Origin of the sequence: Thioclava litoralis (assembly GCF_045278885.1) — a bacterium.
In the GTDB taxonomy this organism is placed as follows: Bacteria; Pseudomonadota; Alphaproteobacteria; order Rhodobacterales; family Rhodobacteraceae; genus Thioclava; species Thioclava litoralis.
Window position 1 is genome coordinate 2,215,422 of the sequence record NZ_CP135443.1, and the last position, 14,637, is coordinate 2,230,058.

Sequence of the window (14,637 nt, forward strand, 5' to 3'; positions counted from 1 at the left end):
GCAGGAGGTTTTTTCATGTCGCATCTTCTCTTGGCCTATATCGCCTATTTTCTGGCGGTCGCCAGCCCCGGCCCGAGCACATTGGCGATCATGGGGGCCGCGATGGGGTCGGGGCGGCGGATGGCGCTGGCCCTTGCTGCGGGGGTGGTCAGCGGCAGTCTGGTCTGGGCCGGTCTTACGGCGCTCGGGGTGGGGGCGCTGTTGATGGGGGCTGCCCGGCTTCTTTGGGGGCTGAAGATTCTGGGCGGGCTGTATCTGCTGTATCTGGCATGGAAAACCCTGCGGGCGGCGGCGGGGCAGGGCGCGGTTGCCAGTCTCCGCCCGCAGAGCTCTGGGCAGGCCTACCGGCGCGGGCTTCTCCTGCATCTGACCAATCCCAAGGCGATCCTCGGCTGGGCTGCAATCTTTACGCTTGGAGTGCCGGAAGGGGCGGGGGCAGGCGATATGGCCTTGCTGTTTGCGGGCTGCGCGGGGCTGGGGGTCTGCGTGAATTTCGGTTATGCGCTGGGGTTTTCCGCAAGCCTCGTGGTCGCGCGCTATCAACGGGCCAGGCGTTGGATCGAAGGCGCGATGGCGGCCGTGTTCGCCGCTGCGGGGCTACGTCTGCTGTTCTTGCGTTAAGCTGGCGCACAAGTCCCCGTCGTCGTGTGTCCGGATGGGGGAACGCTTGCCGCCGCAAGATCAGAGGGGCAGCCTTTGTCACCATTGCACAAAGCTGCGCCAAATGGAAACGGGGCGCCGCCGGACAGCGCGCCCCGTATGTGGTCCTGTAATGGTGCCCTGAGGCCGGTCTTACAGCGTGACCAGCTTCACATCGCCATTTTCAGCCGAAAGCGCGATTTTGCCTTGGGCAAGACGCAAGGCATCTTCGCCGAAAACCTCGCGCCGCCATCCCGAAAGCGCGGGCACATCGCGCTTGCCTGCGGCGATATGGTCCAGATCGGAGGACGAGGCGATCAGCTTCGGCGCCACCCCCGTCTGGTTCGATTTCGCCTTCAACAGCACCCGCAAGAGATCGGCCAGAGCGGAATCCACTTGCAGATGGTCGTTGTCGCTCTGCACCTTGGGCATCTTGTCGGCAGGAACGGCAAGCCCTTCCTTGACCGCGGTGATGATCCCTTCGGCAATCTCGCCCTTGCGGGCCTCGCGCAACAGGAGCCGCGATTTTCCCAGATCATCAAGGCTCACGGGCTTGGTCGAGGCCAGTTCCAGCAGCGCGTCATCCTTGAAGATCCGCGAGCGCGGGATATTGCGGTTTTGCGCAAACCCTTCGCGGAAACGCGCCAGCTCGCGCACGACCGACAGGAACTTGCCCGAATGGGTGCGGGTCTTCACGCGCAGCCACGCATCCTCGGGCCGGGTGATATAGGTTTCGGGGTTGAGCAGAATGCCCACCTCTTCTTCAACCCAAGGCGCACGACCGGATTTCTTGAGCTGCTTGGCCAGAAACTCGTAGATCACCCGCAGATGGGTCACATCGGCGATGGCGTAATTCTGTTGTGCCGCACTCAGCGGACGGCGCGACCAGTCGGTAAAGCGCGAGGTCTTGTCGAGAGACTGCTTGGCGATCTTGCGCACCAGCGTCTCGTAGCCCACCTGTTCGCCAAAGCCGCAGACCATCGCGGCCACCTGCGTGTCAAAGAGCGGGTCGGGGAAGACCTTGGCATCGGTAAAGAAGATTTCCAGATCCTGCCGTGCGGCATGGAACACCTTCACCGTCGCCTTGTGGCGGAAAAGGTCGTAAAGCGGCTCGAGCGAGATACCCTTGGCCAGCGGGTCGATCAGCGCCGCGCGCCCCTCGACCCCGTCATGGTTGGGCAGCGCCATCTGGACAAGGCAGAGCTTCGACCAATAGGTGCGTTCGCGCAGAAACTCGGTATCCAGCGTGACATAGGGTTCCGCCTTTGCGGCTTCGCAGATCTCTGCAAGCGCTTCGGTGGTCGTGATGATATCCATAGCAGGCCTTGTCTGATTGTGCGGGCTCATCCCGCTGGGTCTGGTTGCACGGGACGTTTCCCGCAGTCACAGTGTCTTTAGACCCGCCTAGGGGCTTTGGGAAGAGCTGGCAGGACCAAGCCGTGCTGTTCGCGGCATGCGGGGCTCAGTTTGCCCGCAAAACCTGCGTTGGATCGTATTCATAGATCCAGTCATATTTGCCGATCAGAAGATCCGGCGCGAATTTCGAGACCGCGCGAATCCCCAGATGGCCGATCATGCGGCTGATCCCCGACAGGTGGTAATTGCGCGCATTCTTGTTGGCGGCCTCGACAATGGCGCGGCAACGCTCGATCCGTGCGGTCTGATAGGCGGCAAAAGCCACCTCGTCCTCGTTATGCAGGGCAAGGGCCTGTGCCAGAATCCATGCATCCTCCAGCCCCATATTCGCGCCCTGTGCAAGAAAGGGGAGGGTGGGATGTGCCGCGTCACCCAGAATCGCACAGCCCGGACCAAACCAGCGCGCGGCGACAGGGTGGCGGAACAGGCCCCAAAGATAAGGCTCTTCGACCTGTTCAAGCCAGCCCCGCACCTCGGGGCAGAAGTCCTCGAAGGCCACCCGCAATGTCATGGCGTCATCGCGGATATGCCAGCTTTCCTCGGCCCAGCGTCTACGTTCTTCCACGGCAACGATATTGCGCATGCCGTTTGACAGCGGATAGCTGACCAGATGCTTTTTGGCCCCCATGAAGACGCGGGCGATGGGCGTGGTGTCGCCCGTCATCGGCACCATCGCCCTCCAGGCCACCTGATTGGTGAAAAAGGGTTTCGCCTCGCCATTCAGGGCCATGCGCAGTTTCGAGTGCAGCCCGTCCGCACCAAGAACGGTGCCGGGGCGGGCCATATGCCCGTCGGCGAAATGCAGCGTCGGCCCGTCGGGGGAAATCTCGACGCGTTCGATTTTCTCGCCCAGCCGGATCTCGACCCCTGCATCAATGGCGCCTTGAGCCAGGACATCGACCAGATCGGGGCGGCGGAGGAAATGGTAGGGGGCTTCGGGGCGGCGGGCAGCCATATCAAGCCGTGTCACGCGCTGGCCGGTTTCGCCGTTGAACAGCTCGACCGCCTGCAGCCGGGGGCTTGTCCTGCACAGGCCTGCGCCTAGCCCCAGTGCCTCTATCACCCGCATGCCATTGGGCGAGATCTGCAAGCCCGCGCCGACCTCTGCCAGTTCGGGGGCCTGTTCAAGCACCGTGACCCGCGCGCCATGCATCGCCAAGGCGCGTGCAAGCGCCAAACCCGAGATGCCCGCCCCAAGGATGGTGAACTCTCTGCCGACCAGCATGTGAACCTCGCCCTCATATATGCAACCACCGGCACGGATGATCCATGCCGGGGTGCGGATACTCAGACAACATTAACCAGATACCCGCAATGCAGAAAAGCCATTGGCAGATGCAAGCAGGCCGAAAAGACAAAAAAACGCAGGCAAAGCCCACGCCCGTTAGTCGTCGCGATGAACCCGCTCACGGCGCTCATGGCGCTCTTGGGCTTCCAGCGTCATCGTTGCGATGGGGCGGGCATCAAGACGTTTCAGCGAGATCGGCTCGCCGGTCTTTTCACAATAGCCGAACTCGCCTTCATCAATGCGGCGCAGTGCGGCATCAATCTTGACAACCAGTTTGCGCTGGCGGTCACGGGTGCGCAGTTCCAATGCGCGATCGGTTTCTTCCGACGCACGGTCTGCCACATCGGGCACGGATCTTGCGGAATCTGCCAGACCTTCGAGGGTCTCTGCGGATTGTGCGAGAAGCTCGTGTTTCCAATTCATCAGCTTGCGACGGAAGTATTCCAGTTGACGATCGTTCATGAACGGCTCGTCTTCAGCCGGGCGATAATCATCCGGAAGAAAGATCTCGGGTTTCATGACTGGCCTTTCTATGGTGCCTGACCCTTTGTTAGTTCGGGAAACATGCCCCTGAGCGTGGCACGATTCCTTGCCGCCCGAATACCTGACCAAAGACTGTTTGTCACGTCTCTGCGTATCTGCCTGCTTATTTTAAAAGCGATGCTTATTTTTTGTGCGAAAAAGTCTTTTTCTTGCGGCCAAAACGGCGGCAGAATAGGGTGGTCAAGGCCGCCATCAGGGAAATAATCATGCAATTCCAATCCACCGAAAGCTATATCGCGCCTGCGGATCTGACCGTGGCCGTCAATGCGGCCGTGGCGCTGGAGCGCCCGCTGCTGGTCAAGGGCGAACCCGGCACCGGCAAAACGGAGCTTGCGCGTCAGGTGGCACAGGCGCTGGGGATGGATATGATCGAATGGGGGATCAAATCCAGCGCGCGCGCGCAGCAGGGGCTTTACGAATATGATGCCGTGTCGCGGCTGCGCGATAGCCAGCTTGGCGATCCGAAAGTCAGCGAGATCGGCCATTACATCCGTCATGGCAAGATCTGGCAGGCCTTTGCGGCCCCCGAGCGGGTGGTGCTGCTGATTGACGAGATCGACAAGGCCGATATCGAGTTCCCCAATGATCTGTTGCAGGAACTCGACCGGATGGAATTCCATGTCTACGAGACGGGCGAGACCATTCGCGCACGCCATCGCCCCGTGGTCATCATCACCTCGAATAACGAGAAAGAACTGCCCGACGCCTTCCTGCGGCGCTGTTTCTTCCATTATATCCGCTTCCCCGACCCCGAGACGCTGGCCAAGATTGTCGAGGTGCATTTCCCGCAGATCAAACCCAAGCTGCTGGCCGAGGCGCTGACGCGGTTTTACGAGATCCGCGAGACGCCGGGTTTGAAGAAGAAACCCTCGACCTCGGAAGTGCTGGACTGGATCAAGCTTCTGCTGATCGAGGATCTTGCTCCCGAAGATCTGAAAGCGGACGGGGGCAGCCTGTTGCCGAAGCTGCATGGCGCGCTTTTGAAAAACGAACAGGACGTGCATCTGTTCGAGCGGCTGGCCTTTGCGGCGCGTGGCAGGCGCTGAGCGGGCAAAGAAAAGGGGCCGCGACGGCCCCTTTTTGCTGTGTGGATATTTCTGGGCGGAGCGCGCCGTTATTGCAGATAGGGCATCGGGTCGACGCTCTCGTAGCCTTGGCGTACCTCGAAATGTACAAAGCCCGGATCGTTCTGACGCACTTTGGCAATGGTCTGGCCGCGCTTGACGGTGGCATCTTTCGACACCGCGATATTGTCGATATTGGCATAGACCGTCAGCAGGCCATCGGCATGGCGCAGAACAAGGATCGGCACCTGCTCGGTATCTTTGGTGATGGCGGCAACCGTGCCATCGGCTGCTGCCTTGACGGGCGTGCCGGGCGCGGCCGAGATATCCACCCCGTCGTTTTTCTTTTTCACATAGGGACGGATGATCGACCCGTTGACCGGCATCAGCAGGCGCGACGAACTGGAGGCGCTGACCTGCTTGCTGAGATTGGGCACAGCAGAGGTATCCACAGGGGCCGAGCCGGGGGTGGTTTTTTGCTGCGGCAGCGGTTCGGCGGCCGAGGGCGGGGTGGGCGTCGCGCTGCCCTGACCGGGCTTGCTGGTGGTGGCTTGCCCCGATTGGCTGGGCAAGGCGGTCGGGATCAGCAGATACTGGCCCTCATGCACGCTCATATCCGACGGCAGCCCGTTCCAGTCGGCCAGCGAGCGGACCGAGACGTTGTAATAACGTGCGATGGAATAGGCGGTCTCGCCACGGGCCACGCGATGGCGTACCGGCTCGGGCCCTGCGGGCTTGCCGGCAACCGGCGCGCTGGCTTTGGGGGGCGCGCTGGCGGTCTGGCCCGATTGCGAGCGGTCGATGGCATTGGAGGCCAGCGAGGTGATGTCAATGGTGTCCGCCCCGCCGCTTGCGGTTGCGCCCGCGCCGGTATAGCTGCCCGAACCGGCAGGCTCTTGCACGCGGCTGGGCAGGACAAGCACGGCCCCCTGATTGAGCACGGTATCGGTGCCGATGGCATTGTACCGCGCCAGATCATTGGCATTGACGCCCACGCGCGCGGCCACGCTGGCCACCGTATCGCCACGGCTGGCGACCGCGACCTGATAATTGGGATAGGAGATGATGCCGCGCGTGTCCGATTGCGGACGCGGCGCGGTGGCACGTTGGGCCGCATCGCTGGTATCGAAGCCGATCTGGGAGTATTTGCGCAGATCCGGATCGAAATTGCCGGACGGCATACAGGCGGCCAGCGCAACTGCGGAACCGCCCAGCATCAGAAAGGTTGCAAGACGGGGGCGTCTGTAAGATCTCATCGGCGCTTCTTCCTCATTGGTTCCTATTCCCTCTCGGGTCGTTTTAGCCTTTGGGTCGGGAACCGCAACCCGGCGGGCCTTATTCGTTTGCAAGCCCCTCGACCAAGGGCACGAACCGCACGGAACGCAGTTCTTCGTAGTCGAAGCCGGTTTCAAGCCGCCGGACGCGGATCAGGCTTTGGACCGTGTCGGACTGGCCAACGGGCAGCACCATGATACCGCCCGGCTTGAGTTGCGACAAGAGGGGCCCCGGCGGGTCTTCGGCGGCGGCTGTCACGATGATACGATCAAAGGGGGCCTGATCGGGCAGGCCAAAGCTGCCATCGCCGGTAATGGCGACGATATTTGACAGATCCATCTCGCGGAACAGGTCTTCGGCATCGCGCACAAGCTGCTTGTAGCGGTCGACGGTATACACGCGGCGTGCCAGCCCCGACAGGATCGCGGCCTGATAGCCCGAGCCCGTGCCGACCTCCAGCACCGTATCGCGCGGGCCGATCTCTAGCGCCTGTGTCATCAGCCCTACGATCGAGGGCTGGCTGATGGTCTGGCCGCAACTGATCGGCAGCGGCATATCCTCATAGGCGCGCTCGGCAAAGATCCCCCGCACGAAGCGCCCGCGGTCGATCCGCTCCATCACCTTCAGCACGGCCGCATCTGTCACCCCGCGCGAGCGGATCTGGAACAGAAAGCGCATCTTGCGCTCGGCCTCTTCCTCGGACGGGGTCATTCGATGGCCGTCTTCAGGCTGTCGAGCACGTCATGTGCGGTCAGATCGGCGCGCATGGGGGTGACAGAGATATACCCTTCGAGATTGAGCGCGGCATCGGTGCCGGGGGCGGTGGCGGTATGCTGCGGGCCGCCCTTGACCCAAAGGAACTTTTTACCCGAGGGCGAATGCGTGGCCTCGGTTGTGAAGAAACTGTCGGTGCGATAGCCCATAGGCGCGACCCTGGTCCCCGCCACATCGGCCCCCGCGACCGGCGGGAAGTTGATGCTGTAGAACACACGATAGGGGCCGTCATCCCAGATGCCCTTTTCCCACAGCTTGCGCACAAGGGCGGGGCCATGCTGGCGGGCGGCGTCAAAGGGGTCGTCGAGGCAGCTGGTGCGCGGCCCCATGAACTGGCTCAGGCCAATGGCGGGAATGCCTTGCAGCGCGCCCTCCATCGCCCCGCCCAGCGTGCCGGAATAAAGCGCGTTTTCAGCGGAGTTATTGCCACGATTGACCCCCGAGAGGATCAGGTCGGGACGGCCATCGGTGAGCACATCATAGAGGCCGGCCAGCACGCAGTCGGCGGGGCTGCCTTCGACGGCAACGCGGCGGGGGCCCAGCTCGGCCGTGAGCATGGGGCGCGAATAGCTGATGCAATGGCCGACCCCCGATTGTTCGAAGGCAGGAGCGACAGTCCAGACCTCGCCGGTGGGACCGGCAAGGCTTTCCGCGATCTCCTGCAAGACAGCAAGACCTGCCGCATTTATCCCGTCATCATTGGTAATGAGAATGCGCATCGCCTCTGTCCCCCGGTTCTATCTGTGCCTCCGGTGATAACGCGGGCATCTCAGGCGGTAAAGCGCCCACCCCCTAGGGGGCGGGCGGAAAGCTTGCGGGGCGTTGCAACATCGCCGCAATGCGGTTTGTGCCGCCCTGACGGGGGGCGCGTTCCGGGCCTGTTGTGTGGGGCAGGCGCATGGGACGGCCTGTCTCAGGCGGTCGCGGTTTCGGGCAGCAGCAGATCCAGCAGGCGGGCGGCCTCGTCGCGCGGACGGGCGAGGGGGGCGCGGTCCTCGCCGGGGAAGAAGCGGGCGCGCAGTCCGGTGGGCATCGGCTTCGGCGCCAGAATGGTGACCTTGGGGCCGATGCTGTCATTCTCGGCGGCCCAAGAGCGCACAAGCGCCATTTGAGCGGCTTTGGTCGCCCCGTAGGTGCCGAAGAATTTCTCGCCGGCATGGCAATCGTCGAAGAAGACGGCCTGTCCGTTGCGGGCGCGCAGCAGCGGCTCCAGCATCGGGATCAGCATTGCCGTGGTGGTCAGATTGACCGCGATGGCGGCTTCCATGTCTTTTTGTGCGATATGGCCTGCGGGGCTGAGCGGTGTGCCGTGGATCGCGGTATGGCACCACAGGTCGATCCCGCCCCAGCGGTCAGCCACCGACTGGCCCAGATGTTGGGCCTGTGCCGGATCTTTCAGGTCGAGGGGGGCAAGCGTGGCCTGACCGCCCTGCGCCTGAATGCGGTCGTCGAGATCTTCCAGCCCGCCAACGGTGCGTGCCACGGCCATGATGTGATAGCCGCGTGCGGCAAGACCTTCGGCAAGGCCTGCCCCCAATCCGCGTGAGGCACCGGTGATCAGGGCGAGTTTCTTGCCCGTGCTGTGGTCTGTCATGGGGCGGTCCTTCTTTTGGGCCCCGTGGCAGTACGGGGGCAGTACGGGGGGGGCGGTCTTGGGTGGTGTCGGAGGCGCTGTGCCGGAGGGGGGCGGTTTCCTGCGCGCCATCGAGGCCCGCAGGAAACCGGTCGGGGTCTTCGCCCCCTCCGGCGCAGCTTCCGAAAGATATGCATGCGAAAAGGCCGGGAAATCCCCGGCCTTTCCATGATCTGTATCAAATGCAGCTTTGAAGCTTAGCGGGTTGCGACATCGGTATAGTCGCGCGCGGTCGCGCCGGTATAGAGCTGGCGCGGACGGCCGATCTTGCCGGTCGGATCCTCGATCATCTCTTTCCATTGCGAAATCCAGCCGATGGTCCGCGACAGCGCGAAGATCGGGGTGAACATCGCGGTCGGGAAGCCCATCGCCTCGAGGATGATCCCCGAGTAGAAATCGACGTTGGGATAGAGTTTTTTCTCGATGAAATACTCGTCTTCCAGCGCGATTTTCTCAAGCTCTTTGGCCACTTGCAGCAGCGGATTGTTTTCCACGCCCAGAAGGCCCAGAACCTCGTCCGCCGATTCTTTCATGACCTTCGCCCGCGGGTCGAAATTCTTGTAGACGCGGTGACCGAAGCCCATCAGCTTGAAGGGATCGTTCTTGTCTTTCGCACGGGCGATGAATTCCGGAATGCGGTCCACGGTGCCGATTTCGCGCAGCATTTCCAGGCAGGCCTGGTTTGCGCCACCATGCGCCGGACCCCAGAGGCAGGCGATGCCGGCTGCGATACAGGCGAAGGGGTTCGCCCCCGAAGAGCCCGCCAGACGCACGGTCGAGGTCGATGCGTTCTGCTCGTGATCGGCATGGAGCATCATGATGCGGTCCATCGCCTTCGCCAGCGCCGGTTCCACGTGATAGGGCTCTGCCGGAACGGCGAAGCACATATGCAGGAAGTTCGACGCGTAATCGAGATCGTTGCGCGGATAGACGATCGGCTGACCGATCGAATATTTATAGGCCATTGCCGCGATGGTCGGCAGTTTGGCGATCATGCGGATCGCGGCCACTTCACGTTGCCACGGATCGGTGATGTCGAGGCTGTCGTGATAGAAAGCCGACAGGCCGCCCACAACGCCGACCATCGTCGCCATCGGGTGGGCATCGCGGCGGAAGCCACGGAAGAAGTTGTTGATCTGCTCGTGCAGCATCGTGTGACGGGTCACGCGATATTCGAAATCTTCCATCTGTGCCTTGTTCGGCAGTTCCCCGTAGAGAAGCAGGTAGCAGGTTTCGAGATAATGCGATTTCTGTGCAAGCTGTTCGATGGGATAGCCGCGATACAGAAGCTCGCCCTTATTCCCATCGATATAGGTGATTGCGGATTCACAAGACGCGGTCGAGGTGAAGCCCGGGTCATAGGTAAAGACGTCAGCCTGCGCATAGAGCTTGCGGATATCAATAACATCCGGGCCTGCTGCTGGGGAGAGTACGGGGAGGTCGTAAGACTTCCCGTCCAGGGTGAGCGTCGCCGTTCTATCAGCCATTGGGTTCCCTTTCGTAATGCCGGCTGGGCCGCGCCGGTCGTTGTTATCCGGTCGAGCCGGAAGGTGGCCCGGCCTCAGGCCACCTGATCCTCAAGCCTCGCCACGGTCTCGTCTCGACCGAGGGTCAGCATCATATCGAATACACTAGGGCTCACTGAACGCCCTGCCAGAGCCGCGCGCAAGGGGGAAGCGAGCTTGCCAAGCCCCATTTCATGCGCCTCTGCAACAGATTGTACGATGGCCTCCAATTCCTCTCGCGTCCAGCTAGCATTTTGCAACTGCGGCGTCAATTCTTTCAGAATACCACGGTATACCGGATCGAGCGCCTTTTGCGATTTCTCATCCAGCTCCAATGGCCGTTGATTGAGGACAAAAGACGCTTTTTCAATGAGTTCCGGGAATGTCTTCGCGCGATCTTTCAGGCAGTACATTGCGCGGGTCAGATCGTTTTTCTGTGCGTCGCTGAGCAGAGGCTGTTTTGCCGCCTCCAAATAGCCGTCAATTTGAGCAACAATATCGGCATCATCCATCACGGCGATATGCTGGCCGCAGATATTGGCCAGCTTCTTGAAATCGAGGCGGGCCGGCGATTTGCCGATTCCGCCCAGATCGAACCATTCACGCGCTTGCGCATCCGTGAAAAACTCATCGTCGCCGTGGCTCCAGCCAAGCCGCGTCAGATAGTTGCGCATCCCTGCCGCCGGATACCCCATCGCCTGATACTCTTCCAGACCGACCGCGCCGTGGCGCTTGGACAGTTTCTTGCCATCGGGGCCGTGGATCAGCGGAATATGCGCGAAAGTCGGAACCGCCCATTCCATCGCGTTATAGACCAGCATCTGGCGGGCGGTATTCGTCAGGTGGTCATCGCCACGGATGACATGCGTCACGCCCATATCATGATCATCCACCACAACCGCCAGCATATAGGTGGGCGTACCATCCGAACGTAAACAGATCATGTCATCGAGTTGGTCGTTACGGATCGTCACATCGCCCTGAACGGCATCATGGATCACCGTTTTGCCTTCCAGTGGCGCTTTCACGCGGATCACGAAGGGCGCGTCGGGATGGGTCGCAGGGTCGGCATCGCGCCACGGGCTGCGGAACAGGGTCGATTTGCCTTCGGCTTTGGCGGCATCGCGGAAGGCCTGGATCTCGTCCTGGCTGGAGAAGCACTTATAGGCGACACCGCGGGCCAGCATCTCGTTGGCGACCTCGGCATGACGGGGGGCGCGTTCGAACTGGCTGATCGGGTCGCTGTCGAAATCGAGCCCCAGCCAGTCCAGCCCCTTCATGATGGCAGCGGTCGCCGCATCGGTCGAGCGCTCCCTGTCGGTATCCTCAATCCGCAAAAGCACCTTGCCGCCCATATGGCGCGCATAAAGCCAGTTGAAAAGCGCCGTGCGCGCGCCCCCGATATGCAGATAGCCGGTCGGCGAGGGGGCAAAACGGGTGACGATCTGGTCGGACATCTTGAGGGCCTTTCGAGGCGCCGGAGGCGCGCATTAAGCATTTGGAAACCATGTTCGCAGAGCCTGTGCGCCATAGCTTCCCGGGTTTCTTTGCGTCGATGAATAAGAGGCATGGCCCGGAAGGACAAGGGGCACGGACAAGAGGCACGGACAATGGTCATGGCGGGCGCATCCGCAATCCGCAGAGATGCGCCTTGGTTTTTCGGGGGAGGACGGTCGCGATGAGTGAGGTTTTGCCGCAAGATCATATGGCTGCCGCCCGTGTCTCATGGCTTGGCATATGGGCTGCGGGACGGGCTGTGCGCCTGATGCATGCCTATGCCGAGATCCTCCTTTGGGCACCGTTGGCGCTGGCGTCGGGAATCGGGGCGTGGTTTGCGCTGCTGTCGGAGCCGGGGCCATCTGCCTATATATTGGCGGCGGGGCTTATGGTCTGCGCGCTGGCCGCCAGAAGGCGGCTGCCGATGGTGGCATGGTTTCCGGCGGCCTTTCTGGGGCTAATGGCGCTTGGGTTTTGTATGGCAGGGCTGCGGGCGCATCTGGTGCAAGCGCCGGTGCTGTCCTTCCGGTATTACGGCACGGTGGAGGGGCGGGTGCTCGGGCTGGATCGCAGCGCGGCGGACCAGCCCCGATTGTTGCTTGATCAGGTGCGGCTGGATCGTGTCGCCCCCGAGGCCCTGCCCGGACGGGTGCGGGTGTCGCTACATGCCGCGCAGGGTCATCTGGATCTCCGGCCGGGGCAGCGTGTCATGCTGACGGCCCATCTGATGCCGCCCCCGCCACCCGCTGCGCCGGAGGCGTTCGATTTCCGCCGTATCGCCTTTTTTCAGGGGCTTGGTGCCGTGGGCTACAGCCGCGTTCCGGTGATGCTGATTGCTCCGCCACAGGCTGCGGACCTGCTGGCCAACCGTTTGCGCGACCGGCTGTCACAGCTGATCCGGGCCCGCGTTCCGGGGCAGGCCGGTGCCATTGCCAGCGCCATTCTGACGGGGGATCGCTCTGCGCTGTCGCAAGAGACCAACGAGGTGATGCGCAACGCCAATATCTATCATGTGGTGGCGATCTCGGGGCTGCATGTCGGTCTGGTGACGGGGTTGGTCTTTGGCTTCGTGCGGTTCTGTCTGGCGGCACTGGGCCGGCCTGCGCTTTTATGGCCCGCGCGCAAGATTGCCGCCGTGGTGGCGCTTCTGGCCGCTACTTTCTATCTGTGGCTTTCGGGGGGGCAGGTCTCGACCCAGCGGGCATGGGTGATGGCAGCGGTGATGCTGGGGGCGGTGCTTTGTGACCGCCGCGCCCTGAGCCTGCGCAATGTCGCTTTGGCGGCGATCGTCATCTTGCTTGTCACCCCCGAGGCCCTGCTCAATCCCGGCTTCCAGCTGTCCTTTGCGGCCACGACCGCGCTGATTGTCGGGCTGGGGGCATGGACGCGCCACACGAAACGCCTGCCGAAGCTGATCCGTGCGCCGTTGGGGTTTGCGGCCAGCTCGCTGATTGCAGGGCTGGCGACCGCGCCCCTGACCGCAGCCACGTTCCATCGGGTGGCCGATTACGGGCTGGTGGCCAATCTGCTGGCCGTGCCCGCGATGGGGCTGATCATCATGCCGGCGGGGCTGATTGCATTGGCGCTGGCCCCTTTCGGGCTGGCGGCGCCCGCATTCTGGGTGCTTGGCCTTGGCACGGGCTGGCTGTTGGGGGTGGCGGATATGGTGGCCGGATGGCCCGGATCGGTGACCGCCGTCAAAGCCCCGCCCGAGCAGGTGGTGGCGCTGATGGGGGGCGGGGCGATGCTGTTTGTGCTGTCGCGTCGAACGGGCAGGGTGCTGGCGCTGGCGCTGCTATGTCTGGCGGCGCTGCGCTGGTCTGCCAGTCCGCGTCCGGCGCTGATCGTGGCCCCCGAGGCCGAGCAGGTCGGGCTGATGACACCGCAGGGGCGCGCCCTTTCGCGCGATGGGGCCGGATTTGTGGCGGGTGTCTGGCTGGATGCCGACGGGGATGTCGCGCCGGTTTCCGAGGCTGCGGCACGTCCGGCCTGGGCTGGTGAGGGGGGCGTGCGTGTGGCGCATTGGCAGGGGCGCGATCTGGTGCATCTGACAGGCAAGGCCGCACCGGACCATCTTGCCTCCTATTGTCATGCCGGTGCGTTGATCGTGATTGCGGCAGCTTTGCCACAAACGCGGCAGGCAGCGCCCGAGGCATGCACGATCTGGGACAGAACGCGTCTGGCACAGACCGGCGCGGTCTCATGGGATCAGGCAGGATCGCTGACCACGGTCAGCGACAGGGTCGGGCGCAGGCTCTGGACCGCGCCCGAGGCGTTTCAGTAGCTGCGGATCAGACCGACCAGACGGCCCTGCACGCGCACCTGATCGCCGCGTAGCATACGGGTTTCATAGGCGGGATTGGCGGCCTCCAGCGCAATCATGCCGCTGCGGCGGTAGAATTTCTTCAGCGTCGCCTCGGTTTCATCCACCAGCGCCACGACAATCTCGCCATTCTCGGCGGTGGATTGTTCGCGGATCACGACGATATCGCCGTCATTGATGCCCGCCTCGATCATGGAATCCCCGCGCACTTCCAGCGCGTAATGGCGTCCCGCCCCCGCCAGCATCGTGCCCGGAACGGCCACGTGATGCGAGACTTCCGAGATCGCCTCGATCGGCACACCCGCCGCGATCCGGCCCATAACGGGCAGTTCCAATGCGTGGATCGCCTCGATTTCCATCGCCTGTGAGGGGCGTTCGGGCCGCCCGCCTTCAATCACCGAGGGCGAGAAGCCGGATTTGGAAGCCTCGTTCTTTTCCAGGGTTTCCGGCAGTTTCAAAATCTCGATGGCCCGCGCGCGATGCGCCAGACGCCGGATGAAGCCGCGTTCTTCCAATGCGGTGATCAGCCGGTGGATGCCCGACTTCGACCGCAACTCCAGCGCATCTTTCATTTCGTCAAACGAGGGCGGCACCCCATCCTGCTGCAAACGATGGTTAATGAAATTAAGCAATTCCAACTGTTTGCGGGTCAGCATCCGAGTCTCCGGCCAAAAAAATCG

Annotated in this window: 13 protein-coding genes; 3 read left to right on the forward strand and 10 right to left on the reverse strand. The window is 62.6% G+C overall.

The genetic code is table 11. The features are described 5' to 3' along the window. Positions 1-15: 15 nt before the first annotated feature. Positions 16-621 (forward strand): LysE family translocator, encoded by a 606-nt coding sequence (locus RPE78_RS11015; protein ID WP_406720569.1) that lies wholly within the window; start codon positions 16-18, stop codon positions 619-621. Positions 622-792: 171 nt separating this feature from the next. On the opposite strand, the gene rnd is transcribed toward RPE78_RS11015, so the two are convergent. The 3 genes from rnd to dksA form a co-directional block, all read right to left on the reverse strand. Beyond that, a complete protein-coding gene (gene rnd, locus RPE78_RS11020; RefSeq protein WP_339107001.1) occupies positions 793-1,956 on the reverse strand; it encodes a ribonuclease D in 1,164 nt (387 codons plus the stop codon). 145 nt (positions 1,957-2,101) lie between these two features. Further along, positions 2,102-3,280, reverse strand: coding sequence for an FAD-dependent monooxygenase (locus RPE78_RS11025; RefSeq protein WP_406720570.1), 1,179 nt, complete (start codon positions 3,278-3,280; stop codon positions 2,102-2,104). Positions 3,281-3,439: 159 nt separating this feature from the next. Beyond that, positions 3,440-3,862 carry an RNA polymerase-binding protein DksA gene (gene dksA / locus RPE78_RS11030; RefSeq protein ID WP_339107003.1) on the reverse strand — a complete coding sequence of 141 codons (423 nt, stop codon included), beginning with the start codon at positions 3,860-3,862 and terminating at the stop codon, positions 3,440-3,442. Positions 3,863-4,092: 230 nt separating this feature from the next. Between dksA and RPE78_RS11035 the strand changes: the two genes are divergently transcribed. After that, positions 4,093-4,932 (forward strand): AAA family ATPase, encoded by an 840-nt coding sequence (locus tag RPE78_RS11035; RefSeq protein WP_406720571.1) that lies wholly within the window; start codon positions 4,093-4,095, stop codon positions 4,930-4,932. A gap of 68 nt (positions 4,933-5,000) precedes the next feature. Here RPE78_RS11035 and RPE78_RS11040 read toward each other — a convergent pair whose 3' ends face one another. From RPE78_RS11040 to gltX, 6 genes are all read right to left on the reverse strand, one after another. After that, positions 5,001-6,206, reverse strand: coding sequence for a peptidoglycan DD-metalloendopeptidase family protein (locus tag RPE78_RS11040; protein ID WP_406720572.1), 1,206 nt, complete (start codon positions 6,204-6,206; stop codon positions 5,001-5,003). 79 nt (positions 6,207-6,285) lie between these two features. Further along, complete coding sequence (locus RPE78_RS11045) at positions 6,286-6,936, reverse strand: protein-L-isoaspartate(D-aspartate) O-methyltransferase (protein WP_339107005.1); 651 nt, start codon at positions 6,934-6,936, stop codon at positions 6,286-6,288. Continuing rightward, complete coding sequence (surE, locus tag RPE78_RS11050; protein WP_339107006.1) at positions 6,933-7,718, reverse strand: 5'/3'-nucleotidase SurE; 786 nt, start codon at positions 7,716-7,718, stop codon at positions 6,933-6,935. Before surE ends, RPE78_RS11045 begins: the two co-directional genes overlap by 4 nt. Positions 7,719-7,912: 194 nt before the next feature. Beyond that, positions 7,913-8,593 carry an SDR family oxidoreductase gene (locus tag RPE78_RS11055; protein WP_339107007.1) on the reverse strand — a complete coding sequence of 227 codons (681 nt, stop codon included), beginning with the start codon at positions 8,591-8,593 and terminating at the stop codon, positions 7,913-7,915. A gap of 236 nt (positions 8,594-8,829) precedes the next feature. Then, positions 8,830-10,119, reverse strand: coding sequence for a citrate synthase (locus RPE78_RS11060; RefSeq protein WP_339107008.1), 1,290 nt, complete (start codon positions 10,117-10,119; stop codon positions 8,830-8,832). Between the two features lie 74 nt (positions 10,120-10,193). Further along, on the reverse strand, positions 10,194-11,594 hold the full coding sequence (gene gltX / locus RPE78_RS11065) for a glutamate--tRNA ligase (protein ID WP_406720573.1): 1,401 nt from the start codon (positions 11,592-11,594) through the stop codon (positions 10,194-10,196). 221 nt (positions 11,595-11,815) lie between these two features. Between gltX and RPE78_RS11070 the strand changes: the two genes are divergently transcribed. Beyond that, a complete protein-coding gene (locus tag RPE78_RS11070) occupies positions 11,816-13,918 on the forward strand; it encodes a ComEC/Rec2 family competence protein (RefSeq protein WP_406720574.1) in 2,103 nt (700 codons plus the stop codon). Here RPE78_RS11070 and lexA read toward each other — a convergent pair. Beyond that, positions 13,912-14,613 carry a transcriptional repressor LexA gene (gene lexA / locus RPE78_RS11075; protein WP_339107011.1) on the reverse strand — a complete coding sequence of 234 codons (702 nt, stop codon included), beginning with the start codon at positions 14,611-14,613 and terminating at the stop codon, positions 13,912-13,914. The genes RPE78_RS11070 and lexA overlap by 7 nt on opposite strands. Between the last annotated feature and the right edge of the window lie 24 nt (positions 14,614-14,637).